Here is a 26817-nt window from a genome sequence, read left to right as displayed (position 1 = left end):
CTCTCTCTTCAATTAAGTCATAAATCTTAGTTTTCTGTCCGCATCAAATCGGCCAGTGTATCGAGTTGCTGATTGACCTGATATAGCAAGCTTGGCATCGCCTCGGGGGATAACGCCAATGTGGTCCATGCATTTGGATCCAAAGGTGGAACGTGTCGATCCCCATTGTGACCAAATGGCACACTACTGACCATCACATCAGTAACATGTATCAGTGCGACGTTTAATTGGTACGTTGTTGCCAGAGATGGGGTGTGATGATGTTGCGCAACCACCACCAAAGACTCCGGGAGTCGCCATTTTTGCAATAAAATGGCGCCAACATCCCCATGATGAAACCCTAACAGCCTTTGCTCGGCTTCGTGCAGGACTTCGTGTCCAAACCGGGCGCGGTTGATCGACTCACGTGCAAGTTCTGGGGCAGACTGATACAGCACTAGGCTGCCGATATTATGAAGCAGCCCGGCAATAAAATATTGTTCACTGTGTTCGAGTGCCAGTGCTTCCGCCAGATAACGTGCGGTAATTGCACAGGCCAGACTGTGTCGCCAGAAGGTCTGCATATCCATCAAATTTTTTGGGATACCGTGAAACGCATTCATTACCGTGGTAGCCAAGACCAAATTCGTCAGTTCACGAGTGCCGATGATTGTGATGGCACGCGATAAGGTATTGATTTGGGATGGGAAACCATAGTAGGGGCTGTTGACGATCTTAAGCAGGCGGGTCGTTAATGCGGGGTCAGTATGAATGACGTCACTGATATCATCGATGGCGCTGTTGGGATCCCGGATCAAAGCGTCTAGGCGTGCATAGGTTGTTGGCGCCGAGACCAGTTCCAGAGATTGATTGACCAACGATTGTGCCGTCAATGTCATATTGAGTCACTCGTATTATCATTGGGAAGTTGCAACGGAAATAACACCTGAATCAAGGGTTGTGTCATATCGGTATAACGAAACAACTCTAACCGTTCGGCCAACTGTTCCTCATCGAAGGTGTTTTCTGGAATGGCAACGGTCATTGTAGACTCCAGTTCGCCGTATTGCGTAATGTGCTGCCAATACTTGCCCCCAACGTGCCAGCAAATCGATCAAGGTAATTCGGACGCGGTGTGTAATCAATAATTTCTTCCGCACCTACCTTGTCTCTGGCAACTTGACTGCTACTGGCTAAGCCATCAATCAGCCCAAGTTCAAGCGATTGCTCACCTGACCAGAACAATCCTGAAAACAATTCGCTATTATTGGCGTTAATACGCTCGCCACGGCCATCAATCACCACGTCAATAAATTGTTGGTGAATGGTTTGCAGCATGGCGTTGGCATGATCAATATCATTGGGTTGTAGCGGTTTGAATGGATCAAGAAAGGCTTTGTTTTCTCCAGCAGTGAGTGAGCGACGTTCAATACCTAATTTATCAATCGCTTCGGTAAAACCGAAACTGTCCATACGAACGCCAATTGACCCCACGATACTGGCTTTATCGGCATAGATTTCATCCGCTGCAACGGCAATGTAGTAGCCACCTGACGCACAAATGTCCTGAATCACCGCATAGACAGGAAAGTCAGGCCTTGTGCTACGTAAGCGGCGAATTTCATCATTGATAATGCCAGACTGAACTGGACTACCGCCAGGCGTGTTTAAGCGCAGGATCAGCGCTTTTGCCTGCGTCGAATCAAACGCATTACGAATGCCGGTTACAATCCGATCTGCATTTGCTTCACTATCAGCACTGATAAGGCCGCTAATTTCAACCAATGCGGTATGCGGCTTGCCAGCCGACTCGGTGCTGCCACCCGGCATCATCAGGAACAAGAAGGCAAACAGATAAAGCAGAATAAGCCCTTTAAATACATACCCCCAGCGGCGACTATTGCGCTGTTCTCGAATAGCCGCAAAAGCGATATCTCGGAGGGTTTGGCGTTCCCATTGCAGATCAGCCTTGTCTTTTTCCGAGGTTGTCGAGGTGTTTTGCTGTGGGGGAAAATCGCCGAAAGTGGCCATTCGTAAGTTTCCTGAAAGTCAATTAGAGGGACATCATATCAAATGACGGCAACACTGCTATCCAGCCAGCTTTCCAATGCATGCAAATCTGGCAGAATCGCGAGCGGATCGCATGATTGTAATTGTGCTGAGGGATGTGCGCCATGACTGATAGCGAGGCAGTCGGCTCCGGCATTGGTTGCCATTTGTAAGTCAAAGACCGTATCGCCAATCATGAGTGTTTCAGCCGGCGATACGCCGCAGAAATCGATAATTTCTGTCAACATTTGTGGATGTGGTTTCGAAAAACTCTCGTCCGCACAACGTGTCTGAGTAAACAGGGGGCCAAGACCGGTTTCTGCCAAGACCTTATTTAATCCTCGTCGACTTTTGCCGGTTGCGACGCCCAAAAAACATTGGCGCGACAATCTATTCAACAACGCCTGTGCATTTTCAAACAGGGGGGCTTGATACGGGTGGTTAAGCCAAATGCGTCGATAGCTATCAGCTAACTGTTGCACCGCGGCGGGGCTACTATCAGGATAAAGTGTCAACACAGCTTCAGGTAAACCTAAACCGATAATATGACTGATCTCCGCATCCCGTTTGGGGGGGAGCTTAAGCTGTGCAATGGCTTCCCGCATACAAAAAACAATATGTCCGGTCGAGTCCATCAGGGTCCCATCCCAGTCAAATACGATGAGTGCGTAATTCATGTCGCTAAACTTGTGTTCAAATGGTCAAGAAAAAGCCGTAACTCAGAAGGCAATGGCGCCACTAACTTGAGTGGTTGGTCAGTTTCCGGGTGGGTCAGCGTCAATTGCCAAGCATGCAAGAACATACGATTTAATCCCGATGTTTTCATTAATTTATTGAAATCCCGCTGGCCATATTTACTGTCTCCGGCTACGGGGTGACCCTGACTGGCAGCATGGACACGAATCTGATGCGTACGTCCCGTGAATAATTTGACGGCCATCAACTGGCAATCGCGAAATGACTGTTCGATCAGAAAACAGGTTTGGGCTGTTTTACCTGCTTCGTCTACAGTCACCATATTCTCTCCACCAATCACGGTATTTTTTTTCAATGGGAGATCAACCATGGTCTGTTTTTGTTGCCAGTGGCCTGCGGTCAGCGTCAGATAATGTTTGTCCATGCTTTGCGACCGCATTTGATTTTGCATGTGCAGTAGCGCTTGTCGACTTTTGGCCACCAACAAGCAACCTGACGTATCCCGATCCAGACGATGCACTAACTCCAAGAATAGGGTATCAGGGTGCAGGGTTTTTAATGCTTCAATCACGCCAGTCTGGATGTCAGTACCAGCGTGAACGGCCAAACCGCTGGGTTTGTTAATCGCCAGCAAATGCGCATCTTCATACAGGATCTGTTGCTTTAGTGTTTGGGCAAGGCTGTCACTGACATGAATCACGGGTTTTTCTGTGACCCGTAATGGCGGAATCCGGACTTCGTCGTCAGCTTGAAGTTTGTAGGTAGGTTTGATGCGCCCCTTGTTAACGCGAACTTCACCTTTGCGTAAAGCACGATATATGCGGCTTTTCGGTACGCCTTTTTCCAGTGTGATTAAAAAATTGTCGATACGTTGCCCAGCCTGTTCATGGCGAATGCGAATAAACTGGACGCCTGACGATTTTTGCGGTGGGTTCGACATAGTTTGGATAGTGTGAATTGCTTGCTGACAGCGCCGGCGACTGATATATTCGACGATTGGTCTGTCCTGAAAATAGATGAAGTATACCTTTTTTTCCGAATGCAGGCCGGAATATAGCAACGCCGCTCCCTTCAATTGAAGGTCGATGCGGTGATGGAAATGAAACGAATTTATGACGCTGAACAGGGGTTCAGCACGTCGCCCGGCAACCCGGGCAGGTTAAGATTTTGATGGTTCCCACGTCCCGGCAATAGCTCAAACACAATGATATGCAGTGGGCAGGACAAGATAATAATAATCAACGTCAGTGACTGAGGGCAGTCTTGTGACGAAACGACTGCAACCACATCTTGCAGTAAACACGAAGTGATATTTTGCCGGCAGGTCGGTTACCGTGCCAGGCCCGTTATAGATTTGATTATGTTGTCCGTGCAGTCTGTTCGCACCTTCCGTTGCGGCTGCATGCCAAACCGCTTTTTAAATGCTGGTGACCGTGTGAACCTCCTTAAAGAGGTTTATGCATGAAACGAATTTTAATTAATGCGACACACGAAGAAGAGTTGCGTGTCGCGATGGTTGATGGCCAGAAACTGTTCGATCTGGACATCGACACTCCCTCCCGAGAACAAAAAAAGGGCAATATTTATAAAGGGAAAATCACCCGCGTTGAGCCCAGCTTGGAAGCTGTTTTTGTCGAATACGGTGCTGAGCGTCAAGGTTTTCTGCCACTAAAAGAAATTGCCAAAGCGTATTTCCGACCCAGTAAAAACAGCAGTGAAGACAATGGACGTATTAATGTCCAGGATGTGCTTTCTGTTGGCCAGGAACTGGTCATTCAAATTGAAAAAGAAGAGCGTGGTAACAAAGGGGCAGCGCTGACTACCTTCATCAGTCTGGCTGGTCGTTACCTTGTTTTAATGCCTAATAGTCCACGTGCTGGCGGAATTTCTCGCCGCATAGAAGGTGATGATCGGGCTGAATTGCAGGAAGCACTGCGACAGCTGGATATTCCGGATGGCATGGGCATGATTGTGCGAACGGCTGGGGTAGGCAAGCAATCTGAAGAGTTGCAGTGGGATCTGGAGTATCTGCTGCAATTATGGACGGCAATTGATACGGCAACAAAAGACCGACCAGCGCCATTTTTAGTCTACCAAGAAAGCAACATCATTATTCGTGCGTTGCGTGATTATCTGCGTAAGGATATTGGTGAAATTCTGGTCGACTCACCCGACGTTTACCAAACGGGCTATGATTTTATGCGCATGGTCATGCCGCATGATCTGAGTAAGTTCAAGCTGTACCAGGATCGCGTCCCTTTATTTACGCGCTATCAGGTCGAAAGCCAGATCGAGAGTGCTTTCCGGCACGAAGTGCGTTTGCCTTCGGGGGGCGCCTTGGTCATCGATCCAACCGAAGCATTGGTTTCCATTGATGTGAATTCAGCCAGAGCCAACAAGGGTGGCGATATTGAAGAAACGGCGCTCAATACCAACCTTGAAGCAGCGGAAGAAATTGCACGGCAATTACGCTTGCGAGATTTAGGCGGTCTGGTTGTTATTGACTTTATTGATATGGGGCCAAGTCGCCATCAGCGCGAAGTTGAAAATCGACTTCGTGAGCATTTGAAGGCCGATCGGGCTCGGGTGCAGGTCGGGCGGATTTCTCGTTTTGGTCTACTGGAAATGTCACGGCAGCGACTGCGTCCTGCTTTGGGTGATGCCCACCAGGAAGTGTGTCCAAGATGTGCTGGTTTAGGTCATGTTCGCGGCGTTGAGTCACTTGGGCTCGCGGTATTACGATTGATGGAAGAAGAAGCGAGCAAAGACAAAATTACGCAACTCGTCGTGCAACTACCGGTTGCGGTTGCTACCTTCATGCTGAATGAAAAGCGTCATCAAATTGACATCATTGAAAAACGTCATAATGTCCGTCTGATGTTGATACCGAATCCACATCTTGAAACACCACATTATGATATCGAACGTGTCCGTGAAGGCAGTGAGCGCAGCGCAAATAGCCACGAAATGTTGAATACTCCGGAACCAGAGTTGCCGGCCGTATTAAAAGATAAACCTGCGATGGAGCAACCGGCGGTAACCGGTGTCGCGCCATCAGCACCGGCACCTATCATTTCAAAACCGGCCGACACACCGCGTCCGCCAAGTTTGCTGAAACGTTTGCTCGGTGTGTTGACTGGTCAAAGTGATGCGATTGAAAAAGACAATGCTGTTATACAGTCTGCTGATACCGAAGAAACAAATGGTGATAAACGCAGCCAAACTAATCGTCGTGCTCGTGGTGGCCGTAATCAAAATCGCCGAGGCAGCGGTAATCGTCAGCAGCGTCAGGAAAAGTCATCGCCAGAAAGTAACAATAATGAGACAACGGCAAAGGAACAGGACGAAAAACCATCACGTCAACGTCGTAGTCGCCGTGACAAAGATAGCGTCGACAAAAACAATGAAGTCACCGACGTGAATGATACCGCTTCTCAACCTACAGAAACTGACCAGGATAAAGAGCGTACTCGAAATAGTCGTCGATCTCGTCGGGGAGGACGTCGTCGGCGTAGCAGCCGTCAGGACAATGAGGGCGGTTCCAACATAGCGGCACCTGTCTCCGATGACGCTGGTAATCGACTCCCTCCTGCCAAGCAGGAAGTCGATGGCAATGCACTGCCGTCGCCGGAACCCGAGATTAATGGCAACGTTAAGAAATCCAGCCAAAACCCGGCAGAAGCAGATGGTAACTCGGTCAAACCGGCGAAGCCGCCAAGACGTAGCAGGAGCAGCCAGTCCGGCAGTAACAATCGCCGGCGCCGCTCCGATAAACCATTAGCTGCGGACAGCAGTGAGGAAAAAAAGACGCTAGCCAAAAGTGATACGCCGGTTGATAATGAAAATAAAAAACCGGCAACCCGTGTCGCGGAGGCTACCGTCGAGAGTGATGCCAGCGAAAAGTAACCTAAGCAATGAAGCCCTGCTGATCCTGATTGGTCAGCAGGTGCATTACCATCAGCATCCGTGTGAAGTGATAGAGTTATTGGATGGATGTGAGCTAGTGCTTCAGGTCTTGGATACAGACAGCAGTATTCAGCCAACGCAGTATGGCGAGGGGCATCGCCCTGTACCGAGAACTTTCATTTTGCCGGTGTTTGATGGACGTGGTGAGCTACATCCGGAGTTAATTGCCACTGGCCTTGCGAGATTACTGTTGCCGCAATAGTTGCTCGGCGATCAACAAATCGGATTCCGTATCGACGCCGTGGCCGGCAGCCTCTGTTGCTTCTGTCAGATGGATGGCATTGCCATGGTATAAAGCGCGCAGCTGTTCAAGCGACTCAAACTGTTCCAGATCGCAGGGACTGAAATCGGTATAGCGCTGTAAATAACTGCTCCGATAGGCATAGAGGCCAATGTGGCGCCGATGGGGCAGCTCGGCAGGTAACGGCTTGTCCTCGCCAAAGATGCCTCTCAGCCAAGGTACCGGCGCACGACTGAAATACAGCGCATAGCCTTGTGCATCCACCAGTACTTTGACAATGTTACTGTCAAAAATCTGTTCGGCTGAACTGAGTCGACTGAATAATGAGGTTATGGCTGCTTTAGGATGTTCGGCAAGATCATGGGCAACTTGATTTATCAGCGCCGCTGGCAGACAGGGTTCATCCCCTTGTACATTGACGATGATGTCATCCGGGTCAAACTGCCGTAGGTTGACCACTTCTGCCAGTCTATCTGTCCCAGACTGATGATTAGCCCGGGTTAGACAGATATCACCACCGAATTGACTCACCACATCAGCAATACGTTGATCATCCGTGGCAATAATAACGCTCGAGGCGTCACTTTCCCGAGCCCTTTCATAAACATGTTGAATCATGGGTTTGCCGGCGATTTCCCGGAGCGGTTTGCCAGGCAGTCGCGTTGAAGCATAACGTGCCGGAATGACGACGCGAAAAGTCATGCTTAATCTTCATCCTGCGACAATGGTCGCGCTGCATCGACTAGCAAGACCGGGATACCATCCTGTATCGGATAGGCTAATTGGCTGGTTGTTGAAATAAGCTCATTGGTTTCTTTTTGATACGTCAGCGGACCATGACAGACGGGACAAACGAGCATGGCTAACAAGGTTTCATCCATTCGCGACATCCTTTAATTGAGTGATAACAGCAGCTAACAATGTAGGCGATAACTCGGTCTCTGCCGGCACATACCACCAGTTTGCCTGCGCAAAAGAACGACATTTTACCGCATCTTTTTCAGTCATCAGCACCGGCAGATCAGAATTAAAGTGAAAATCCTCCACAACATAACGGTGATGATCCGCAAAAGCATGGGCGATGAGATTGAGCCCCGACTGTTGCAATTGCTCAAAAAAACGTGGCGGATGGCCAATCCCGGCAACGGCGTGCACTTTTTTGCCTTGCCACGCGGATAAAGCCTTGTGTTGACCTGTGCGGAGATTAATGGCTTTAGTTAGTTGTAATCGCATGGCAAATAAGGCCTTGGCCGCGCCATGTTCTACATGATAATCCACTTGTTTTAGACGCGATATTGGTTCTCTAAGCGGACCGGCTGGCAGACAAAAGCCATTACCAAATCCACGATGCATATCGGTAACGGCAATTTCAATATCGCGATGCAGGCGATAATGTTGCAAACCATCATCACAAAGCAACACATTACAAGGTTGGGTTGCTAACAGTTGTTGACCTGCGGCGACGCGATCTGGACCGACCACGACGGGACAACCTGCGCGCATTGCCAGCAATTTTGGTTCATCCCCACAATGAGCGGCATTGGTATTTTCCGTAACAACAAGCGGGTAGTGCGGACTTTTTCCACCATAGCCACGGCTAATAATGCCAGGCTGCCAACCCTGCTCACGCAGTTGTTCCGCCAACCATAACACCAGCGGTGTTTTGCCGCTGCCGCCGGCAGTCAGATTGCCGACAACGATGACCGGAACCGGTAACGCAACCCGCCTAAACAAGCCGGTCTGATAGGCAAAACGACGCAAGGCAACCACCAGTCTGAATAGCCCAGACAAGGGCCACAGCAACCATGTCCACCAGCGGCGCTGATACCAGCTGTCAGTTAACCATTGCATCGATCAGCCCTGTTGAAATTGCAGTCGGTACAATTCGGCGTAATGCTGACCGCGTTCCAGTAATGCCTGATGAGTCCCACTCTCAACAATATCACCGTTATGCATGACCAAAATCAGATCGGCTTTTTCGATAGTTGATAATCGATGTGCAATAACCAGCGTGGTGCGAGTTTGCATTAGTCCCTCGAGCGCCGCCTGAATGTGACGTTCGGCTTCGGTATCGAGTGATGCTGTCGCTTCGTCAAGAATGAGTATTGGTGCATCTCGGAGCAGTGCTCTGGCAATAGCAAGGCGTTGCCGTTGCCCCCCTGACAGCAAGACGCCATTTTCCCCAACGTCGGTATGTAGGCCATCGGGCAGGCGTTGAATAAAGTCCCAAGCATGCGCGGCTTTGGCTGCGTCAATAATATCGGCTTCAGTCACATTAGGTTGACCATAACTGATGTTGTTGGCAACCGTATCATTAAACAGGATAACCTGTTGATTAACGAAAGAAATCTGGCGTCTCAAATCACGCAATCGTAATGTTTGAATGTCGATGTCATCAACCAAGATACGGCCGCTGGTCGCATTGTAGAAGCGAGGTAACAAACTGACTAAGGAAGTCTTGCCACTGCCCGAATGTCCGACAAAAGCAATCGTTTGACCGGGTTTAACCTGAAAGCTGACCTGATTCAAAACCGCAGGACTGTCTGAATCATAACGAAAACTAACTTGCTCATAGCTTACCTCACCGCGAGCCCGATCCAGTGCAATCTGGCCGTTGTCAGCTTCGGGAGATTCGTCAAGCAGACCGAAAATGCTTTCAGCCGCGGCAATTCCCGCTTGCAGTTTGGCATTCACTTTGGTCAACCGTTTCATCGGGGTAAGTAGCATCATCATCGCTGTGATGAAAGAGATAAAATCACCAACCGTAATCTGCTCCAGCATGCGTGGCAGCGTGGCGATGTACACCACGATGGCAATGCCAATCGCGGCAATCAGGGCAGTTAGCGGTTGACTGATGGCATCGGTCGCGATTTTTTTCATTTGTTGTTGGCGGTTTCGCTCATTAACTTTCTCAAAGCGTCGCGCTTCATATTCCTGACCGCCAAACGTTTTGATTTCTCGATGACCTTCAATAATTTCGCCAGAAACATGGCTGACGCTGCCCATTGAATTCTGGATTTGTTTACTAATATGGCGAAAGCGAATACTGACGTAATAAACCAGCAAGGCAATAAAAGGCACGGTAAACATGATCAATAATGCTAAAAAGCCGCTGAGATAAATCATCCAAACCAGGAGGACAATGATGGTGAGACTATCGCGGATAATGGTGAGTACCGCATCCGTTGCCGCGGAAGAGACCTGTTCCACATCGTAGAGTAATTTCGACATTAATTGACCAGAATTACCATGGTCATAAAAGCGAGCGGGTAATACCAGCAGTTTTTCAAAACTCTCTTCCCGTAACGTTTTGATGACATTGCGGGCTATCCAACCCAGACCGTAGGTAGTGAAAAAATCAGCCAGACCCCGAATAATAAACAGTCCGACAATCGCAACGGGAATCAAACGGATCACTTCAGCATCACGTGCAACAAAACCTTCATCCATGAGCGGTTTCATGATCATGGCAATCCCTGCCTCGGTTGCCGCATAGACCACCATTGCCAAAACGACAACGATAAAAAAACGCCAATACGGCTTGGCGTAACACAATAAGCGCTTATATAGCTGAAAAGCGCTGACTTCTTGCGATTGTTTTTTCATGGATTGGCAGTGGATGTTTGGCGGGTGGCGAGTGTCAGTCTGGCGAAGCCAAGCGAGCTTGCGGCATCCATTGCCGTGACAACCAGTTGGTAGGCGGCGCTGGCATCGGCGCTGATAATGATGTGTGGGTCGGACTCATTGCCAGCTGCACTCCTTAACGCGGCGCGGACATCGCTGGCAGTCGTTGATGCAACCACCAAGTCATTGATACTGATGTCGCCATTGGCATTAATCACAATATCAATGGGTTCAGCTTGTTCCTGCATCGTCTCACCTGTCGCCTGTGGCAGATCCACTTTCAATGAGCTCTCGCGAATGAAACTGGTAGAAATCATGAAAAACAGTAATAACAAGAAAACCACGTCAATCATGGGAGTGAGATTGACATCCGGCTCTTCTGAATAACGGGGTAACAGCTTCATGGCAACTTGGCCTCATCCGGATCGAATGCCCGGTCACCATGTAGAATTTCAATTAATTGCAGCGCCTGCTCTTCCATATTCACCACTAGCCGATTAATTTTACCGCGGAAATAACGATAAAAAATGACACTAGGAATGGCCACGACTAGGCCGGCCGCTGTCGTGATCAAGGCTTCAGAAATACCCCCAGCCAGCGTTTCCGGATTGCCAACACCTGAAACGGTGATCGTCGCGAACACTTTAATCATCCCGACGACGGTGCCAAGAAGACCTATCAAAGGAGAAATGGCAGCAATGGTGCCAAGGGTATTCAGGTTCCTCTCCAGTGCCGCGGTGACATGGCGGCCAATATCTTCAATGCTTTCCTTGGTGATTTCGCGGGCCGCATTGCGTTCCTGTAACCCTGCGGCCAGAATTCGGCCCAGCGGTGAGTTTTTTTGGAGTTTACGAATGCGGTCTTCATCAACTTGGTTATAGCGCAACCATTGCCATATCTGAGTAATCAGTTCCGGCGGCGCGATACGCTTGCTTCGCAAGCTCCAGAATCGTTCAGCAATGATAGCGATAGCGACAATCGAACAGGCTAACAATGGCAACATTAACCATCCACCGGCTTCTAAAAATTCCAGCATAATTCTTATCCTGCAGGCACAAATCTGCTGCCATGATACGTGAAAATAACATCAGTCAGTAGCGGTTGCCGTCCATAAACGACGTTGATGACGTCGCCATTCGACAGGACGACGATCAGATTGTGCATCGAAGCGTAACAACAGGGCACCACTATTGGCAGTCTGCCATGTCAGAATATGCCGTTTTGCATAGCGCTGTTTCACTTGTGCTGCTGGAAATCCGAACCGATTGGCGAAACCGTTGGCAAATAAAGCAATGTCCGGCGATACGGCGTCAATAAAGGCTGCTGTTGATGAACTGCGACTGCCGTGGTGGGGGACAACCAGAACCGATGCTGCCAGCTGTGAACCAAAACGTTTTACCAGCCGATGTTCGGAAATTGCTTCAATGTCTCCTGTTAACAGCAACTGGCCATTCGCATTACCGACTTTTAAGACACAGGATCGGTCATTGCTACTACCGTCATCCCCTTTCGATGGATACAGCATGTCAAAATTGACCCCATCCCATTGCCAGCTTTGACCTGCCTCACAGCTTCTTGCAGGAGTCAGTTTTTCCGGAACGCTACTGAGAATATCGGTAACTGACAGGGTTGTCATTAAAGCTTGAGCACCGCCAATATGGTCATTATCGCCGTGGCTAATGATGAGTTTGTCAATCTGGTTCCGGCCAAGATATTGGAGATAAGGTTTCACCACCGCGTCACCGGTATTGAAATCACCAAATGCCGGACCCGTATCAAAAACCAGGGTGTGCTGTTGGGTGATCACCACTGCTGATAAGCCTTGACCAACATCCAGCAAAGCGAACCAGAATTCCCCGGGTTCCGGTCGGGGAGCACTGTAAGTCGACAGCGGTAACAGGAAGAGCAAGCCAAGCCAGCGGTGGGGCAGCCCCTTTGGTGCCAATAAGAGAGTCACGGCCAGGGTAGTGAAAATAATTATCCACTCCGGGAGGACGGGTACCTGCCAGTGTGCTGCCGGCAGTTCAGCAAGCCACGTTAACCATTTCCATAACCCCGTGAGTGCCAGATCCGCCAATTCAAACAGATAATTGCCCAGACTGTCACTGAGCATGCGCAACAAACTGGCAGCCAACAATAACGGCACCACAATCAGGCTGACCAGTGGTACGGCAAGCAAGTTTGCAACGGGCGAGATGATGGAGCTGCTTTGAAAGAACAATAACAACAGTGGTGTTAAACCGAGCGCAATCCAGACATGAATGCCCAGCCAATGAAAACGTGGCCTAGGATGGCGGTACTGACTGACGTACAGGATAATTCCCACCGCAGCAAAAGACAGCCAAAATCCGGCACCCATGACGGCAAGTGGATCGACAAGCAGCACCAGTATCAGGCTTAACGCCAGTAAGTGAGAGCTGCGAAAACGTTGTCGGCAGAGAATCGCAAGCATGGCGACGCTAATCATTATCAGGGCACGTTGACTTGGCACCGACATACCGGCAAGCAAGGTGTAGAAAAGTGCAAAAATCAGGGCGAATATGGCACCGATCTGACGTGCTGGAAGTCGCAAACACGCCGTTGGCATAATACGCCACAGACCAGCGCCAATAAAGAAACCAAACATGGCTGCTAAGCCGATATGCAGGCCAGAAATCGCTAATAAGTGTGCGGTGCCGGTGTGACGCAGCGTTTGCCATTGCTGCGCAGTCATGTTGTCACGCACCCCCAAGGTGAGACCTTCGATTAATGCCTGGTGCTGACGAGAAGTGGCGGTCTGTAAATCCTGTAATAAGCCTTCACGAAAAGCACTTAGGTGCCAGGATGGGGCGCGTGCCAGTCGCTCGGCAGTATCTGGTTCGCGAATATAGCCTGTCGCGCCAATGGCCTGTTGAAATAGCCAGCCTTCATAATCAAATCCGCCCGGATTATGCATGCCCCTCGGTGATTTTAGCCGTACTGTCAGTCGCCAATATTCTCCAGTACGGGGTTTCTTTGCAGGGGGAAAGTACCAGTTTAGTCGAATCTTGTTGGCGAGATTAAAGTGCGGGTCAGGTTCAAATAAAAAGCGAAGCCGTTGATTTTCAACTTGGGGAATATCTGCGATGTAGCCGGTAATGGTGACGTCTTTTCCTGATTGGTCGGAAGAGAGTTGATCGGCAAGTCTGCTCTGAGTTTGCATGCCTGCCCAGAGGCAGCCAGCAATAAATGCCACAAGCCAATATTGACGATAGCGCAGCGCAGATAAAAGGATAACGACAGCTACAGCCCAAACTGGCCAGCCGGGAGAAGAACTGAACTGTAAAATTCCAATACAGCCCAGTAAAAATGCGATGGCAGAGTAAACCATATATCCCTATAATGGCTGCGTCGTTCTGTGAAAACCACGTCGCAATGCCTCGTAAATTCCTAAAACGCATCATGCCAGATCACCACGCAATGCGCGAACATCCGCATTTGCAACGGTTTGGTCAACGTATTTTGGATCCACAACTGTGGCACCTAAATCGTAAACGTGTCGCGACAGGGTTGGCAATTGGCCTGTTCATTGGGCTATTACCGATTCCATTGCAAATGTTAATCGTTGTGCCATTAGCTATTCTGCTCCGGGCAAATCTACCGTTTGCGGTCATGAGCGTGTGGATCACAAATCCACTAACCGTCGCGCCCATTTATTATTTCGAATACAAGCTGGGTGCGTTATTGCTGGAGATGCCGTTACTGGGGGAGTATGCCTTTACCCTGAGCTGGGAATGGTTTAGCAGGGAGTTTTCAATGATCTGGCAGCCTTTGCTGCTTGGATCACTGATTTGTGCCACTATCGTCGCCTTGCTCGGCGTGGTTTTTGTCCGAATTATCTGGCGTTTAGTGGTGATTCGAAGCTGGTTGCAACGCGCAAAACAAAAATCCGCTAAAGACTAAGTTGACCATCAATTAAGGTATAGGTTTTGTCCATTTTGGCCGCAAGCTGCTGATCATGGGTGACAATGACCAGCGCCGTCTTGAAGCTGGTATTGAGGGACATGATCAATTCAAAGATACCCTCGGCTGTGCGATGATCGAGATTGCCTGTAGGCTCATCTGCCAGTAAACAGGCAGGCCTTGTAATTAATGCCCTGGCCAATGCTGCGCGTTGTCGTTCTCCGCCAGACAACTCGCCGGGCTTGTGGCCGAGGCGGTGATCTAAACCGACTTGAGTCAGTAAGGCTTCAGCGGCTTGCTTGGCTGTGGCGGGTTTTTGTCCGCCAATGACAAGGGGCATAGCCACATTTTCGGTTGCGGTAAACTCTGGCAATAAATGATGAAACTGGTAAACAAATCCTAATGAGCGATTGCGGAGTCGACTGAGTTGTCGTGCTGACAACTTGTGTAATGACTGTTCTTGAATCGTAATATCGCCACTCGTCGGTGTATCTAATCCGCCCAACAAATGCAGCAGTGTACTTTTCCCAGAACCGGAACTGCCAACAATAGCAATGCGCTCTCCTGCGTTAACCCTAAGGTTGACGTCACTCAATACCGGAGTTGAAAGACCACCATCCTGATAACATTTCGCCAGATTCTGGCACATTAATACCGTGCTATCAGTCATAACGCAGTGCCTCCGCTGGGCGCACCTGAGCCGCGCGCCATGAGGGGTAGATTGTCGACAATACAGATAAGATAAATGCGGTGATGCCGATGACCGTTACATCATGCCATTGCAACTGCGAAGGTAAATCACTGATGTAATAAACATCGGCAGGCAAAAATTGATAACCAAGCAAGCGTTCAACGCCAGCAATAATATCTGAAATATTCAGTGCCAATGCCACGCCCCCAACGACGCCAAGCAATGTGCCTACCAAACCAATTAAAATACCTTGCACCATAAAAATACCCATAATGCCGCCCGGTGACATGCCCAGTGTTCGCAAAATGGCAATATCCGGCCGTTTGTCTGTGACCATCATGACCAGTGTTGAAACGATATTAAAGGCAGCAACAGCGACAATCAGCATCAAAATAACAAACATTACCGTTTTTTCGGTTTTTAACGCTCGGAAAAAATTGGCATGTTGATATGTCCAGTCAGCAGCACGGTATTGACTAGGCAACTGTTTCAGAATGTCTCGGGTGATTTGCGGCGCCTGATAGACATCATCCAGTTTTAATCGCAAACCGCTGACTTTTCCAGGAATACGAAACAGCGTTGCGGCATCCTGTAAATGCATTACGGCGAGCGCACTATCGTATTCATACATACCAATTTCAAAAATGCCGACAACGGTCAGCCTTTTTAAACGAGGGATGACACCTGCCGGTGTTGGGGTAACATGCGGTGTGATAACGGTAATTTTGTCGCCAGCCGCAACGCCCATTGCAATCGCTAAATCCTTACCAAGAATAATGCCAAACTCGCCAGCTTGTAATGTGGTGAGTTGCCCTTGAATCATTTTGTCGCCAATCATGGACACTCGGGGTTCCATGTCTGGGTCAATCCCCCTGACCAATGTTCCCCGCACTTTATTGCCTCGATTGAGCATGGCCTGGCCTTCAACAAAAGGCGCAGAGTCCAGCACGCGGGGCAGGTCGTTGATTTGTTGCTCCAAAGCCGGCCAGTCAGCAAGCGTCCCATCAGCGCCGGTAACCCAGGCATGAGATGTCATGCCAAGGATGCGTTCTTTGAGCTCTTTTTCAAAGCCGTTCATTACCGACAAAACCGTAATCAAGGCAGCAACACCCAACGCAACGCCCAACATCGAAGTCAGCGAGATAAACGAAATAAAATGATTACGGCGTTTCGCTTTGGTATAGCGGGCGCCAATGTAAATACTCAATGGTCGGAACATAGTCGACTCAAGTCTAACCGGCCCGAAGGCCGGCAATATTCAGGATAAATTATTTAGCGTGAACCGTTTTGGTACCGCTTGCACTACCCAGCAATAAAACATCGGCAGGGCGCATAGCAAACAGACCATTGGTCACTACGCCAACGATATCGTTCAATGTTTTCTCCAGCTGGATAGGTTCCATGATATCCAGGCCATGCACATCCAGAATGACATTATGATTATCGGTAATAAAGCCTTCCCGATAAACGGGTTGGCCGCCCAGTTTGACAATTTCACGGGCGACATAGCTGCGCGCCATCGGGATGACTTCCACGGGTAGTGGAAATTTACCTAGCACATCAACCAGCTTGCTTTCGTCAGCAATACAGACAAATTCTTTTGCTGCGGCGGCGATGATTTTTTCGCGTGTCAGCGCGCCGCCACCACCTTTGACAAGTTGTAAACCATGATTGGATTCATCAGCGCCATCAACGTAAATACTGACCTCACTCACTTCATTCAGATCAAAGACATGAATGCCATGTGCTTTCAGACGATCTGATGAAGCATTTGAACTAGATACAGCGCCTTCGATACGGCCTTTGATGCTGGCCAGTGCATCAATAAAGTGATTGACCGTAGAGCCCGTGCCAACACCCACGACACCCGTCGTGGTGACATATTCCAATGCTGCCCAGGCAGCTTGTTTTTTCAATTCATCAGCGGTCATGCTGTGTCCTTTTTTGATTTAAATAAACTAAGTTTTAACCGGCAATTATAGAGATAAAGTGTCGTCAATGGTAACGTAAGCGCTTTGCCATGATAAGCGACAACCATGACCACGCCGATGCTCACTGAATATGTTGAAAAAATCCTGAAAGCACGGGTATATGATGTGGCGCATGAAACACCACTGGAGCTAATGCCGCGGCTTAGTGCGCGATTTGGCAACACCATTTTGCAAAAGCGAGAAGATTTGCAGCCGGTGTTTTCCTTTAAGCTGCGGGGTGCTTATAATCGGATGAGTCGCCTGACGGTGGAAGAGGCAAAACGTGGCGTGGTGGCCGCCTCAGCGGGAAATCATGCGCAGGGCGTGGCATTGGCTGCCAAAAAAATGAATCTATCAGCGCTGATTGTCATGCCCAAAACAACGCCACCTATTAAGGTCGAGGCGGTTCGTGCGCTGGGTGCTGAAATCGCCTTGCATGGCAATAGCTACGATGATGCTTATGCTTATGCGCAAGAGGCGGTTGCCAAGCAAGGCCGAGTCTTTATCCACCCTTATGATGATCCGGATGTGATTGCAGGACAGGGCACCATTGCCATGGAAATCATGCGCCAGCAGCCCGACCCTGTTTATGCCATGTTTATTCCTTGCGGCGGTGGCGGCTTATTGGCGGGGATGTCTGCGTTTATCAAGGCTTTCTGGCCACAGATCAAAATTATTGCGGTTGAGCCCGCGGATGCGGCTAGTCTGAAAGCAGCGCTATCGGCGGATGAACGGATCAAACTGGAACAGGTTGGCTTGTTTGCGGATGGGACAGCGGTTCGGCAGGTGGGCGTCGAGCCTTTTCGAATTGCCCGGGAAACCGTCGATGAAGTGGTCACCGTAGATAGTGACGAAATCTGTGCCGCGATCATGGATATCTTTGAAGATACGCGGAGTGTGGCGGAGCCTTCGGGGGCGCTGGCGGTTGCCGGAGTAAAAAAATACATCACTGAAAACCAGCTGACCGATCAATCGCTCGTGGTCATTAATAGTGGCGCCAATACCAATTTTGATCGGCTGCGTTATATTGCCGAACGCGCCGAAATTGGTGAGCGACGTGAAGTACTGTTCGCAACCACGATTGATGAAAAACCGGGTAGTTTTCAGCGGTTTTGCAAGATTTTGTCAGATCGCGGTATTACGGAGTTTAATTACCGTTATGCCAATGATGCCGAAGCACAGGTGTTTGTTGGCGTGCGGATGAGTGGTCTTGAGGCTGAGCGGCAAAAGCTATTTGCTGATCTGGATGGCGCCGGTTATTCATGGGTGGACTTTACCGATAACGAAATGGCCAAATTGCATGTGCGCTATATGGTCGGCGGCCATGCGCCACAAGTTGAAAACGAACGCTTATATCGGTTTGAATTCCCTGAAAGGCCTGGCGCGCTATTACGTTTTTTGACGCATATTGGTCAGCGTTGGAACATTAGCCTGTTTCACTATCGAAATCATGGCGCAGCTTATGGCCGCGTGCTAGTTGGTATTCAGGTCGCCGCCGAGCATGACGGGCAATTTCAACAATTTCTCGACACACTCGGCTACACCTATTGGCATGAAACGGATAATCCGGCCTATCAGCTGTTTTTACGTTAGTTTTCCGAAATATGGGTTGAGTCCATAATCAGTTGAATTTGACCATGCACGTCAACACTCACTTCATTACTGCCAGCTTCGATCGCCACGGGTTCCGACTTGACCATGCTGTCACTGCGCATCGCCATGGTTTCCATATACCGTGGTGCGTAGCCACCTCGGTTAACAGATAAATTAACGAGGCGATATCCGCTGGCGGCGAATTGTTGTTGAATATCGCTTGCTTGGGCTTGAAACTGAGCGATGGCCTTCTGTATCAGGGTTTGACGCGTTTCTTCCAAGACTTCGTCGGAAATAGTAAATTGCATGGAGACCAGATTGCCATGTTCTTGAATGGCTGCTAACAGTTCACTCATTTCAGTAAAGTCGGAGGCTGTTAACTTAAGGCGTTGGCTGACCAACCAGCTCTTGATTTTGCCATCCGAGTATCGTGGCTGGCTGTGATACCCTTCAGTCTGCAATGACACTGACGCATAGCCTTTGGCAATTCGGAGAGCTTCCTGCGCTGCGCTATTAACCGCTTTACTGAGTTGGGTCGGGTCGCCGCCATTGCGCATTATTTGCACGGTTGCAGTGACTTCATCATTGCTGACTTGCGTTTTAGCGTTCGCAGAAAGCGATATCAGATTGTAATTTAACGCCGGTTCCGACCATGCTGGCAGACTTATCGATAGAGTAATTAAAAACAGTAGGTTACGTATCATTTGGGGCTCCACGAAAATACAAAACAGTCTTATGACTTGCCGCAATGCGGTTACCATTGCAAAATTAACGTATCTCGCCGGGGCTGTCATGTACCCCGATCGCAAAAAGTAAAAAATTAAGAAGGAATGCTATGAAACCGCAAACCCGAGTGCTGCCCGACAGTAACCAACTTATCATTGCTGCAACAGAGCAATTTGTCAGTACGGCACGCAATGCCATTGCCAAACGCGGCGTTTTTTATGTGGCCTTGGCGGGAGGATCGACACCCAAGGGGCTGTATCAGCAATTGGCTCAATCTCCTTATCGTGACCAAGTCGATTGGCAGCGAGTGCATTTTTTCTTTGGTGATGAACGTTGTGTGCCAGCAGATCATGATGACAGTAATTTTAAAATGGCGCGTCTGGCCATGTTGGATGCATTACCTGTGCCTGATTCAAATGTACATCGTATGCCAACCGAGTTGGGTGAGGCGAAAGCGGTTGCCGTCGCTTATGCAGAAACGATCAAGCAAACCATGCAGTCAGCGCCATTTGATCTCGTTTTATTGGGGCTGGGACCGGATGGCCATATTGCCTCCCTGTTTCCGGATACACCGGCATTGACGGTCACCGATACGATCACCACCGACCTCTACGTTGAAAAGTTTGACTCATGGCGCGTCACGTTGACCTATGCCGTGATTAATGCTGCCAGACAAGTGATTGTCTTTATTGCCGGTGAGGCAAAAGCGGCCATTGTGCATGATATTACAACGCAAACTGTGACTGGCTTACCCGTGCAAAAACTTGCGCCAAGTGGGGATTATTATTGGTATATGGACCAGGCGGCATCAGGTCAGTAGTCGATGGCAACGTTTCTGGCAGCAGATATTGGCGGCACAAAAACGATACTGCGCTTATTCGATAGCCAGGAACAGGTGTTATTACAGCACTATTACGTTAGCGCTGAGTTTGCCGACTTTGAATCACTTTTGGCCGATTTTTTTAGTCGTATCGAGTCGACGTTACTCCCCATTCGGGTTGCCTGTTTTGCGGTTGCCGGGCCGGTTAACAAAACAGTTGCTCACGTGACCAATTTACCTTGGCAACTGGATGCAGAAAGATTACGTCAAAAATGGCCGATACAGCAGGTTGAGCTGATGAATGATTTTGCTGCGGTTGCAGCGGGTATTGCGCAATTGACGACGGATGATTTACGGATTTTGCAGACAGGTGACGTAGCGTTGAGTGCGCCTAGAGCCGTGATCGGCGCAGGAACAGGGTTAGGGCAGGCCTATATGACGCCTGATGCAAATGGTTGGCAGGTATGGGCGACGGAAGGTGGTCATACTGACTTTGCGCCGGCTGATGCGCAGCAACAGGCATTGTTGGCATCATTGTGGCAACGCTGGCCGCATGTTTCCAATGAAAGGTTAGTTTCTGGTGCGGGGCTTCAGGAAATTTATGCGTTTCTTGCCAAGCAGTATCCGTTGTCAGCGTCATTGGATGCAGACCGGGATGCGGCGATGCAAATCAGTGAGCTTGCCCATCAGGATGATCCCCTGTCAAAAGCAGCAATGGCCTTATTTGTTCAGTTATATGCTGCTCAGGCAGGAAATCTGGCGCTCACTATTATGCCGCGGGGTGGCTTGTTTCTGGCTGGTGGTATTGTCGCTAAAAATCACACATTTTTTGAGACAGGTGATTTTATTAAACATTTTCAGGCCAAAGGCAGAATGCAACCGATAATGGCAGCGATCCCGGTTTACCTTATCCTGCAACAGAATACTGGTTTGTTGGGTGCAGCCATGCATGCGCGGCAAAGCGCGGTATAATCGACTCTATGACTGATGAAAGTAATCAAATTCGGGTAGCCGTAAAAACAACCTATCTTGAGTCTGAGTCTGATCCGGCTCGGTCTCGATACCTATTTGCCTACACGATTACCATTGAAAATGTGGGCTTAATACCCGCACGCTTGCTGTCTCGATATTGGAAAATCACCGGCGGTGATGGTCATGAGCAGGAGGTTGAAGGTGATGGTGTCGTGGGTCAACATCCTTACCTGGCGCCGACGGAACAGTTTACCTATACCAGTGCTGCGATGCTGGATACGCCCGTAGGGATGATGCAGGGCCAGTATACGATGCTCAATGATGATGGGGTTCGCTTCGCGGTGGACATTCCAGCCTTCACATTGGCCATGCCGCAGACATTACATTAATACTGTTAATTGTCTGGACTGGGCAAACACACACCGACACTACCCTGATGGCAGGTCTGACCATTAATCCAGATGGTGCCGGAAAGCACCGCACCAGTGAAATCAGCACCACCAATGCGGGCACCAGTTAAATCTGCAAAACTCAAATCACTGCTCTGGAGTTGACTGTTTTGCAAATCGGTTTGTCGTAAATCTGCGCCTTTGAGTCTGGCTGCCCGTAGATCTGTGTAGCTCAGGTCGGCTCGACTTAAATCGCTGTACATCAGATCAGCTGAGTGCAAATTGCTATTCATAAAATTGCCAGTGGCAAAGACGCTGTTGCGTAAATTTGCCTGCTGTAAATTTTTACCGGAGAGATCGGGTGCCGCAAAAACACAGTTTTCCCAGTTCACACCCGGCTCCGCAGGCGTCAGGCAATCACTTTCGCTTACTGGGAATGGCGCCGGATACAACCAGGCCAAACCAAACAGACTGACCACCAGCAAACTGAAGACTGTCGCTGCCAATCGCCAGCGTTGGGGCTTGGGACGAAAATGTCTTCGCAGACGGGTGCGAAGCTGCCGTTGTAAAATGCGATCTAATGGCTCCTGCATTCGACGCTGCTGTTTTCGGAGTTGTCGTTGTGCTGCGGTCGTTGCTGACTTTCGCCGGTCAAAGCCATCCCGCTCATCATGATGCTTGGCTACCTGGCTGGAAGGAACATCGTCAGGAAAGACGTCAACGAGTTCAGCCAGTTGCGGTAGGTCACGCAATGGCTGCCAGTTAACGTTGTCCTGACTGACTTCCGTTTCACCAGTCAGACGGCCCAGTAACAGATTGCTTTTTAACAAAGCAATCGTGAAAGGGCCTTTGACTTCACCTGAATGTCGGGTAAACCACTTGCCTTGTAATCGATGCATAAGGGCGTCTTCACTAACGCTGACCCTTGCTATACTAGCATTGTCATAGTTTTCAGGTGAATAGCATGCAGGTGACATCGCAGCCTACCGCCGCCAGTCTGGTTCAGGTTGAAAATACCCAGCGTAGCCTGAGTGGTATTGCTATTGGTGAGCAACGTGAAGCGAGGGTTATCCTGATCGAGCAAGGCAACCTCGTGACATTACAGTTGGCAGATCGTCAATTGCAGATCCGTTCTGCATTGCCGCTCCAGCCTGGACAGTCACTGATACTGGAGCGGACGTCGGCAAACCAGATATTATTGTTAACGGCCACAGGGCGACCCATACCGGTCAGCCAAGCACTGACCTTGCAACCTGGATTACAGTTGCCCGTTGAGATTAGTCAAATATTGTCTGGGGATCAGGTTTTGGTCCGCTTGCGCTCACCACAACCGGGTTTACCAGATGAAATACAACTAGATATCAGTCGATTACGAGACACGATGCCAACCGCCTTGTTGCGTTCGGGTAGCCCGTTACTTCTGGAAATCCTACGAACCGAACCTTTATCGGTTGCTGTACGCCCGGCGGTCACCATAGTGGAGACGTTGCATAAACAGTTATTGAGTCAGTTTGTCTCTCCACCACCCACGTTGCGGGGTCTTTTTACGCCCAGTGGGAATGCATTGTCCTCAACAACTGTCGGTTCACCGGTACAGACTGTGATTCGCCAGCTAGTCCAATCACTGCCGAATCCAATGTCGATTAGCGAAGCGGGAAAATTACAGCAGGCTATTCAACACTCAGGCGTATTTCTGGAGAGTCAACTCAGTCAGCAACAATCGGTTAGTCAAGACTTCAAAGGTAATTTACTGCGCTTGACCGCCGCAGTTGAACAAGCAATTCAACAACAACGTGCACAAACACAGACCCTTTCAGGGACGTTGCCTGTCGAAGTGCGGGATCGATTAATTCAACTGTTAAGTCAGCCCCAGTTGTTAAACACGTTGCCGACACAATTTCGGGAAAACTGGTTAAAACAAGGGCAGGCACCGATCAGACTATTAACGCAGTTACTCGGAAGCCAATTGACAGCCCCAATGCAAGGTGTTGTCGGATCGGCAAATACAGCGGCAAGTGGTGCTGAACAAGCCGTGAATGCGGCCACAGAACTGGCCCGTTTACAATTGCTATTACGCGAGACGGGGCAGACATTGAGCCGGATTCAACTTAATCAGTTAACCATGGTTCGTGAAGCAGAAAATACGCCAACAGGGGGGGGGCAGCCATGGCTGCTGGATATCCCGGTCCGTGATAAACAGCAACTTAATTGGGTACAGCTGTATTTTCAGCAAGGTCAGGCAGAATCGGATCAGCAGGATAACTGGGAGATTAGTGTCAATCTGGATACCGCACAGTTAGGTCGAATTCAGGCCAATCTCAGTTTGCAAATGCCCTATCTGAAATTGATTTTGATAGCCGAAACAACGGCGGTCGTGGACTTGTTAACGCAGGATTTAGCCATTTTACAAACACGACTGACCGAGCTGGGTTTAACCGTGACGAAATGTACTTGTCGCAAAGGTCATGTGGATTGGCTGGATGCGGCGGAACTGGGTCAACAAGGTAACGCATTGGTCGATATTACAATATGAGTCAAAAACCAACGAGGGCAATCGCCTTACATTACGATGGTGATAGCGCGCCAACCGTGTCGGCAGCGGGTGAGGGTGCTATGGCGGAGGAAATCATTCGAATTGCTCGCGAACATAATATTCCATTACATCAGGATAGTGGTTTGACCGCATTATTAAAGGATCTGGAGCTAGGCGAGTCGGTTCCGCCGGTTTTGTATCAAGTGATAGCCGAAGTACTGGCCTATGCTTATTGGGTATCAGGAAAAGTACCCGAGCGTCAGTCTAAAAATGCTAATTCAGCGCACGATGAAATTTAGCCAACGTTAGCGTCTGTCGCTGCATAAAACTTATAAATTGCTTTATATAATTAATATTAAGTATTGATTTTAATATATAAAAAAGCTATTTTCGGTATCAATATCTTCTTTATGTTGCCGAAATACCAGTGGATCACACGCCGACAACCCAGATCGACAGTGATGCGTTAACAACGCTGACCGGGCCGTTGTCACCTAAAGATGCCGATATTTTGCTGGAAAAACATATTTTGCTTGCCGGTGATAAATCTGCAGAACTGGTGTTTTTAAGCACGCTGTTATCATTGAGTGGCTTTCGTCAGATACAGACAGCGCAGGGGAATGAGGCATTATTACAGGCCTTGCGCACGGGCATTAGTGCAGATCATTGTGAGATTGATCTGGTCGTGCTGGATAGTCATTTGCATGGCACCACGCCTCGAGAATTAAGGTCGATGCTGGATCAATTCGACGAGTGGCGTCTGATTCCCATCATTGCGCTTAGCCCGGAGACAAACTGGGATCACCAGCAATTATTAACGGATCTTGGTCATGGTGTCACAACCCTGCTGTATCGACCTCTGACTGCAGAAGCCATGCCGCCAACGGTGATGACGGCACTGGCGGTAAAACACGAACGGGATCAGCAATATCAACGTCAGCAACAGCTTGAAGAAGAAAATGCCAATCTTCGGGTGATGGAAGCACGCCTGCAATTTTCCGTTAACCATGATGATTTGACCGGACTATCGAATCGACGCCGACTGGAACAGGCACTGGATCTGAGTTTGACGCAGGTTCGTCATTTTCAGACCAGCAGCGCGCTGTTCTATATTGATTTGGATAGCTTCAAAGTACTCAATGATGCTGAAGGCCATGAAGCTGGCGATGCCTTGCTGGTTCAGGTCGCGAACTCTTTGCGTCGATTTTTCAAAACACACGACACGCTGGTTCGCATTGGTTCCGATGAGTTTGCTGTGCTGGTGGACAATATTGACACTGAAATTGCGATGAATCGGGCAGAAGGTTTGCGGGATTTATTTGATGGATACAGCTTTAGTCATCATGGGCATCAGTATCATTTGTCTGCAAGTATCGGGGTGAAATGTATCGTAAATGACGAGCAACTTACCTCGGGCGAGATCCTGTCACATGCGAATCAGGCCTGTTTTACGGCTAAAAAACGCGGCCGCAATCGGGTGCATGTTTATAGCCCTGATGATCGGGAAATGCATACTTTGAGACATAGTGTGGAATGGGCACCCCGGATCCGTGCGGCCTTAAAGCAAGAACAGTTTGTATTGGAATTTCAGCCAATTTATGCGCTGGATGAGCAGCGAATTAATCATTATGAATGCCTTATTCGCATGTGCGGTGATGGCGATATGCTTTTTTATCCTGCGGAGTTTATTCCCGTCGCTGAAGCCATGGGACTCATTCAGCAAATTGATTTCTGGGTTGTGAATCAGGCATTTGAACTGATGAAAACGCTGCCAGCGGCGTTGTCTTTTGCTATCAATTTATCTGGCAATATTTTCTTGGATCAAGAGTTCTATCCCCTAGTGCAACGTAAATTGACCGAGACCGGTATTGCCCCTGAGCGGGTCGTATTCGAAATTACCGAAACCTCCGCCATATCCAATTATGAAGAGGCCAAGCGAATGGTTTCCAGCCTGCGCCAACTCGGTTGTCGGTTTGCGCTGGATGATTTTGGGGCCGGTTTTAATTCGTATAGCTATTTAAAGCACTTTCCGGTTGATATTTTGAAAATAGACGGTGGTTTTATTACCGATCTGGATAATGACCCGGTCGATCAACTGCTGGTCAAATCAATGATTGATATTGCGCACAGTCTGGGCAAGCAAGTCGTCGCCGAATTTGTCGAACGGCAATCCACATTGGCTTTGTTACAAAGTTATGGCGTGGACTATGTTCAGGGCTATCTGATTGGCAAACCGCAAAGTGAGTTACCGACAGCTATCAATGCAGATCGGACACCGTTTTTTGCTGACCATGCAGACGACTGATTAATCGGGCTTCTTCGTCGCTCAGATTACAGCTTTCCATGATATGACCTACGCTGGTTCCTTTACGAGCTAATCGAACAGCGTGATCAAAGCCTTGTTGATGCAAATTACCGGCGGCTAACGACGCGTGCTGTTCTTTTAATTGATGCAAGGTGCGTTCAAAAGCCACCACACGCTCGTCTGAACCAACGGCCGCAGCACATAACCCAGCCAATTGCTGTTGTAATGTCAAGATTTCGTTGGCCTGCGATTTATGGAGTTTGTAAAGACGGTATAAACTCATCGAAAAAAGCAGGACAATTAGCCCCAATGCACTGTATATCCACATTATCTGGACTCCTT

28 protein-coding genes are annotated in these 26817 nt (G+C 49.1%); 10 read left to right on the top strand and 18 right to left on the bottom strand.

Annotated features, from left to right (window positions below; all coding sequences use genetic code 11):
• Window positions 1–26 precede the first annotated feature (26 nt).
• The 5 genes from Q7C_RS06205 to rluC are packed head-to-tail and all read right to left on the bottom strand — an operon-like array spanning window position 27 to window position 3664.
• Window positions 27–878 (bottom strand): HDOD domain-containing protein, encoded by an 852-nt coding sequence (locus Q7C_RS06205; protein ID WP_014703870.1) that lies wholly within the window; start codon window positions 876–878, stop codon window positions 27–29.
• A complete protein-coding gene (locus Q7C_RS13695) occupies window positions 875–1024 on the bottom strand; it encodes a hypothetical protein (RefSeq protein WP_014703869.1) in 150 nt (49 codons plus the stop codon). Before Q7C_RS13695 ends, Q7C_RS06205 begins: the two co-directional genes overlap by 4 nt.
• On the bottom strand, window positions 1021–2010 hold the full coding sequence (locus tag Q7C_RS06200; RefSeq protein ID WP_014703868.1) for a S49 family peptidase: 990 nt from the start codon (window positions 2008–2010) through the stop codon (window positions 1021–1023). The genes Q7C_RS13695 and Q7C_RS06200 overlap by 4 nt, the downstream gene beginning before the upstream one ends.
• Window positions 2011–2048: 38 nt before the next feature.
• Window positions 2049–2705 carry an HAD-IA family hydrolase gene (locus tag Q7C_RS06195; protein ID WP_041366608.1) on the bottom strand — a complete coding sequence of 219 codons (657 nt, stop codon included), beginning with the start codon at window positions 2703–2705 and terminating at the stop codon, window positions 2049–2051.
• Complete coding sequence (rluC, locus tag Q7C_RS06190; protein ID WP_041366605.1) at window positions 2702–3664, bottom strand: 23S rRNA pseudouridine(955/2504/2580) synthase RluC; 963 nt, start codon at window positions 3662–3664, stop codon at window positions 2702–2704. The genes Q7C_RS06195 and rluC overlap by 4 nt, the downstream gene beginning before the upstream one ends.
• Window positions 3665–4185: 521 nt before the next feature.
• Between rluC and Q7C_RS06185 the strand changes: the two genes are divergently transcribed.
• Both Q7C_RS06185 and Q7C_RS06180 read left to right on the top strand, forming a co-directional pair.
• On the top strand, window positions 4186–6630 hold the full coding sequence (locus Q7C_RS06185; RefSeq protein WP_014703865.1) for an Rne/Rng family ribonuclease: 2445 nt from the start codon (window positions 4186–4188) through the stop codon (window positions 6628–6630).
• Window positions 6614–6892: a hypothetical protein gene (locus Q7C_RS06180; protein WP_014703864.1), complete on the top strand. Its 279-nt coding sequence runs from the start codon at window positions 6614–6616 to the stop codon at window positions 6890–6892. The genes Q7C_RS06185 and Q7C_RS06180 overlap by 17 nt, the downstream gene beginning before the upstream one ends.
• Here the strand turns inward: Q7C_RS06180 and kdsB are convergent.
• Genes kdsB through Q7C_RS06150 form a run of 7 tightly spaced genes read right to left on the bottom strand, consistent with a single transcriptional unit; the run spans window position 6875 to window position 13904 of the window.
• On the bottom strand, window positions 6875–7633 hold the full coding sequence (kdsB, locus tag Q7C_RS06175) for a 3-deoxy-manno-octulosonate cytidylyltransferase (RefSeq protein WP_014703863.1): 759 nt from the start codon (window positions 7631–7633) through the stop codon (window positions 6875–6877). The two genes, Q7C_RS06180 and kdsB, sit on opposite strands and share 18 nt — an antisense overlap.
• 2 nt (window positions 7634–7635) lie before the next feature.
• The gene (locus Q7C_RS13500) at window positions 7636–7812 is read right to left on the bottom strand and encodes a Trm112 family protein (RefSeq protein ID WP_014703862.1); all 177 of its coding nucleotides are present in this window, start codon (window positions 7810–7812) and stop codon (window positions 7636–7638) included.
• The gene (gene lpxK, locus Q7C_RS06170; protein WP_014703861.1) at window positions 7805–8782 is read right to left on the bottom strand and encodes a tetraacyldisaccharide 4'-kinase; all 978 of its coding nucleotides are present in this window, start codon (window positions 8780–8782) and stop codon (window positions 7805–7807) included. Before lpxK ends, Q7C_RS13500 begins: the two co-directional genes overlap by 8 nt.
• Before the next feature lie 3 nt (window positions 8783–8785).
• Window positions 8786–10537: a lipid A export permease/ATP-binding protein MsbA gene (msbA, locus tag Q7C_RS06165; protein ID WP_014703860.1), complete on the bottom strand. Its 1752-nt coding sequence runs from the start codon at window positions 10535–10537 to the stop codon at window positions 8786–8788.
• Window positions 10534–10959, bottom strand: coding sequence for an ExbD/TolR family protein (locus tag Q7C_RS06160; protein WP_014703859.1), 426 nt, complete (start codon window positions 10957–10959; stop codon window positions 10534–10536). The genes msbA and Q7C_RS06160 overlap by 4 nt, the downstream gene beginning before the upstream one ends.
• The gene (locus Q7C_RS06155) at window positions 10956–11591 is read right to left on the bottom strand and encodes a MotA/TolQ/ExbB proton channel family protein (RefSeq protein ID WP_014703858.1); all 636 of its coding nucleotides are present in this window, start codon (window positions 11589–11591) and stop codon (window positions 10956–10958) included. Before Q7C_RS06155 ends, Q7C_RS06160 begins: the two co-directional genes overlap by 4 nt.
• Before the next feature lie 51 nt (window positions 11592–11642).
• Window positions 11643–13904 carry a DNA internalization-related competence protein ComEC/Rec2 gene (locus tag Q7C_RS06150; RefSeq protein WP_014703857.1) on the bottom strand — a complete coding sequence of 754 codons (2262 nt, stop codon included), beginning with the start codon at window positions 13902–13904 and terminating at the stop codon, window positions 11643–11645.
• Window positions 13905–13948: 44 nt separating this feature from the next.
• On the opposite strand from Q7C_RS06150, the gene Q7C_RS06145 reads away from it, so the two are divergent.
• Window positions 13949–14476 carry a DUF2062 domain-containing protein gene (locus Q7C_RS06145; protein ID WP_014703856.1) on the top strand — a complete coding sequence of 176 codons (528 nt, stop codon included), beginning with the start codon at window positions 13949–13951 and terminating at the stop codon, window positions 14474–14476.
• Here the strand turns inward: Q7C_RS06145 and lolD are convergent.
• Genes lolD through rpiA form a run of 3 tightly spaced genes read right to left on the bottom strand, consistent with a single transcriptional unit; the run spans window position 14466 to window position 17098 of the window.
• Window positions 14466–15146 (bottom strand): lipoprotein-releasing ABC transporter ATP-binding protein LolD, encoded by a 681-nt coding sequence (gene lolD / locus Q7C_RS06140; protein WP_014703855.1) that lies wholly within the window; start codon window positions 15144–15146, stop codon window positions 14466–14468. The genes Q7C_RS06145 and lolD overlap by 11 nt on opposite strands.
• Window positions 15139–16386 carry a lipoprotein-releasing ABC transporter permease subunit gene (locus tag Q7C_RS06135; protein WP_014703854.1) on the bottom strand — a complete coding sequence of 416 codons (1248 nt, stop codon included), beginning with the start codon at window positions 16384–16386 and terminating at the stop codon, window positions 15139–15141. The genes lolD and Q7C_RS06135 overlap by 8 nt, the downstream gene beginning before the upstream one ends.
• A gap of 49 nt (window positions 16387–16435) precedes the next feature.
• A complete protein-coding gene (gene rpiA / locus Q7C_RS06130) occupies window positions 16436–17098 on the bottom strand; it encodes a ribose-5-phosphate isomerase RpiA (protein WP_014703853.1) in 663 nt (220 codons plus the stop codon).
• Between the two features lie 117 nt (window positions 17099–17215).
• Between rpiA and ilvA the strand changes: the two genes are divergently transcribed.
• Entirely contained in the window at window positions 17216–18730 is a 1515-nt protein-coding gene (ilvA, locus tag Q7C_RS06125; protein ID WP_041366960.1) for a threonine ammonia-lyase, biosynthetic, read from the top strand.
• Here ilvA and Q7C_RS06120 read toward each other — a convergent pair.
• Window positions 18727–19434 carry an SIMPL domain-containing protein gene (locus Q7C_RS06120; protein ID WP_014703851.1) on the bottom strand — a complete coding sequence of 236 codons (708 nt, stop codon included), beginning with the start codon at window positions 19432–19434 and terminating at the stop codon, window positions 18727–18729. The genes ilvA and Q7C_RS06120 overlap by 4 nt on opposite strands.
• Window positions 19435–19565: 131 nt before the next feature.
• On the opposite strand from Q7C_RS06120, the gene pgl reads away from it, so the two are divergent.
• From pgl to apaG, 3 genes are read left to right on the top strand one after another with little or no spacing between them, the layout of a single operon-like run.
• On the top strand, window positions 19566–20276 hold the full coding sequence (gene pgl, locus Q7C_RS06115) for a 6-phosphogluconolactonase (RefSeq protein ID WP_014703850.1): 711 nt from the start codon (window positions 19566–19568) through the stop codon (window positions 20274–20276).
• 3 nt (window positions 20277–20279) lie between these two features.
• Complete coding sequence (locus Q7C_RS06110) at window positions 20280–21248, top strand: glucokinase (RefSeq protein WP_014703849.1); 969 nt, start codon at window positions 20280–20282, stop codon at window positions 21246–21248.
• Between the two features lie 8 nt (window positions 21249–21256).
• Window positions 21257–21637 carry a Co2+/Mg2+ efflux protein ApaG gene (apaG, locus tag Q7C_RS06105; protein ID WP_014703848.1) on the top strand — a complete coding sequence of 127 codons (381 nt, stop codon included), beginning with the start codon at window positions 21257–21259 and terminating at the stop codon, window positions 21635–21637.
• A 5-nt stretch (window positions 21638–21642) separates the two neighbouring features.
• On the opposite strand, the gene Q7C_RS13315 is transcribed toward apaG, so the two are convergent.
• The gene (locus tag Q7C_RS13315; RefSeq protein WP_014703847.1) at window positions 21643–22536 is read right to left on the bottom strand and encodes a pentapeptide repeat-containing protein; all 894 of its coding nucleotides are present in this window, start codon (window positions 22534–22536) and stop codon (window positions 21643–21645) included.
• Window positions 22537–22601: 65 nt separating this feature from the next.
• On the opposite strand from Q7C_RS13315, the gene fliK reads away from it, so the two are divergent.
• The 3 genes from fliK to Q7C_RS06085 all read left to right on the top strand — a co-directional run bounded on the left by fliK (window position 22602) and on the right by Q7C_RS06085 (window position 26475).
• Window positions 22602–24170: a flagellar hook-length control protein FliK gene (gene fliK, locus Q7C_RS06095; protein WP_014703846.1), complete on the top strand. Its 1569-nt coding sequence runs from the start codon at window positions 22602–22604 to the stop codon at window positions 24168–24170.
• Window positions 24167–24469, top strand: coding sequence for an EscU/YscU/HrcU family type III secretion system export apparatus switch protein (locus Q7C_RS06090; protein WP_041366602.1), 303 nt, complete (start codon window positions 24167–24169; stop codon window positions 24467–24469). The genes fliK and Q7C_RS06090 overlap by 4 nt, the downstream gene beginning before the upstream one ends.
• A gap of 128 nt (window positions 24470–24597) precedes the next feature.
• Entirely contained in the window at window positions 24598–26475 is a 1878-nt protein-coding gene (locus Q7C_RS06085; protein WP_014703844.1) for a putative bifunctional diguanylate cyclase/phosphodiesterase, read from the top strand.
• On the opposite strand, the gene Q7C_RS06080 is transcribed toward Q7C_RS06085, so the two are convergent.
• Window positions 26429–26803, bottom strand: a complete 375-nt coding sequence (locus tag Q7C_RS06080; RefSeq protein ID WP_014703843.1) for a DUF2802 domain-containing protein — start codon at window positions 26801–26803, stop codon at window positions 26429–26431. The genes Q7C_RS06085 and Q7C_RS06080 overlap by 47 nt on opposite strands.
• Between the last annotated feature and the right edge of the window lie 14 nt (window positions 26804–26817).

The sequence above is a fragment of the Methylophaga frappieri genome (assembly GCF_000260965.1).
GTDB lineage: Bacteria > Pseudomonadota > Gammaproteobacteria > Nitrosococcales > Methylophagaceae > Methylophaga > Methylophaga frappieri.
Note: the sequence above shows the minus strand (reverse complement) of the source record. Positions and strands in the feature narration are given on the sequence as shown.

What these genes read in the sequence shown, in the direction of transcription:
- rluC (WP_041366605.1), bottom strand. Translation starts at nt 3,664, where the DNA reads ATGTCGAACCCACCGCAAAAATCGTCAGGCGTCCAGTTTATTCGCATT.
- Q7C_RS06180 (WP_014703864.1), top strand. Translation starts at nt 6,614, where the DNA reads ATGCCAGCGAAAAGTAACCTAAGCAATGAAGCCCTGCTGATCCTGATT.
- Q7C_RS06200 (WP_014703868.1), bottom strand. Translation starts at nt 2,010, where the DNA reads ATGGCCACTTTCGGCGATTTTCCCCCACAGCAAAACACCTCGACAACC.
- Q7C_RS06155 (WP_014703858.1), bottom strand. Translation starts at nt 11,591, where the DNA reads ATGCTGGAATTTTTAGAAGCCGGTGGATGGTTAATGTTGCCATTGTTA.
- lpxK (WP_014703861.1), bottom strand. Translation starts at nt 8,782, where the DNA reads ATGCAATGGTTAACTGACAGCTGGTATCAGCGCCGCTGGTGGACATGG.
- Q7C_RS13315 (WP_014703847.1), bottom strand. Translation starts at nt 22,536, where the DNA reads ATGCATCGATTACAAGGCAAGTGGTTTACCCGACATTCAGGTGAAGTC.
- Q7C_RS06120 (WP_014703851.1), bottom strand. Translation starts at nt 19,434, where the DNA reads ATGATACGTAACCTACTGTTTTTAATTACTCTATCGATAAGTCTGCCA.
- Q7C_RS06185 (WP_014703865.1), top strand. Translation starts at nt 4,186, where the DNA reads ATGAAACGAATTTTAATTAATGCGACACACGAAGAAGAGTTGCGTGTC.
- Q7C_RS06160 (WP_014703859.1), bottom strand. Translation starts at nt 10,959, where the DNA reads ATGAAGCTGTTACCCCGTTATTCAGAAGAGCCGGATGTCAATCTCACT.
- lolD (WP_014703855.1), bottom strand. Translation starts at nt 15,146, where the DNA reads ATGACTGATAGCACGGTATTAATGTGCCAGAATCTGGCGAAATGTTAT.
- kdsB (WP_014703863.1), bottom strand. Translation starts at nt 7,633, where the DNA reads ATGACTTTTCGCGTCGTCATTCCGGCACGTTATGCTTCAACGCGACTG.
- Q7C_RS13695 (WP_014703869.1), bottom strand. Translation starts at nt 1,024, where the DNA reads ATGACCGTTGCCATTCCAGAAAACACCTTCGATGAGGAACAGTTGGCC.
- Q7C_RS06080 (WP_014703843.1), bottom strand. Translation starts at nt 26,803, where the DNA reads ATGTGGATATACAGTGCATTGGGGCTAATTGTCCTGCTTTTTTCGATG.
- Q7C_RS06135 (WP_014703854.1), bottom strand. Translation starts at nt 16,386, where the DNA reads ATGTTCCGACCATTGAGTATTTACATTGGCGCCCGCTATACCAAAGCG.
- pgl (WP_014703850.1), top strand. Translation starts at nt 19,566, where the DNA reads ATGAAACCGCAAACCCGAGTGCTGCCCGACAGTAACCAACTTATCATT.
- Q7C_RS06110 (WP_014703849.1), top strand. Translation starts at nt 20,280, where the DNA reads ATGGCAACGTTTCTGGCAGCAGATATTGGCGGCACAAAAACGATACTG.
- Q7C_RS06150 (WP_014703857.1), bottom strand. Translation starts at nt 13,904, where the DNA reads ATGGTTTACTCTGCCATCGCATTTTTACTGGGCTGTATTGGAATTTTA.
- apaG (WP_014703848.1), top strand. Translation starts at nt 21,257, where the DNA reads ATGACTGATGAAAGTAATCAAATTCGGGTAGCCGTAAAAACAACCTAT.
- Q7C_RS06205 (WP_014703870.1), bottom strand. Translation starts at nt 878, where the DNA reads ATGACATTGACGGCACAATCGTTGGTCAATCAATCTCTGGAACTGGTC.
- Q7C_RS06090 (WP_041366602.1), top strand. Translation starts at nt 24,167, where the DNA reads ATGAGTCAAAAACCAACGAGGGCAATCGCCTTACATTACGATGGTGAT.
- Q7C_RS13500 (WP_014703862.1), bottom strand. Translation starts at nt 7,812, where the DNA reads ATGGATGAAACCTTGTTAGCCATGCTCGTTTGTCCCGTCTGTCATGGT.
- Q7C_RS06145 (WP_014703856.1), top strand. Translation starts at nt 13,949, where the DNA reads ATGCCTCGTAAATTCCTAAAACGCATCATGCCAGATCACCACGCAATG.
- rpiA (WP_014703853.1), bottom strand. Translation starts at nt 17,098, where the DNA reads ATGACCGCTGATGAATTGAAAAAACAAGCTGCCTGGGCAGCATTGGAA.
- ilvA (WP_041366960.1), top strand. Translation starts at nt 17,216, where the DNA reads ATGCTCACTGAATATGTTGAAAAAATCCTGAAAGCACGGGTATATGAT.
- Q7C_RS06195 (WP_041366608.1), bottom strand. Translation starts at nt 2,705, where the DNA reads ATGAATTACGCACTCATCGTATTTGACTGGGATGGGACCCTGATGGAC.
- msbA (WP_014703860.1), bottom strand. Translation starts at nt 10,537, where the DNA reads ATGAAAAAACAATCGCAAGAAGTCAGCGCTTTTCAGCTATATAAGCGC.
- fliK (WP_014703846.1), top strand. Translation starts at nt 22,602, where the DNA reads ATGCAGGTGACATCGCAGCCTACCGCCGCCAGTCTGGTTCAGGTTGAA.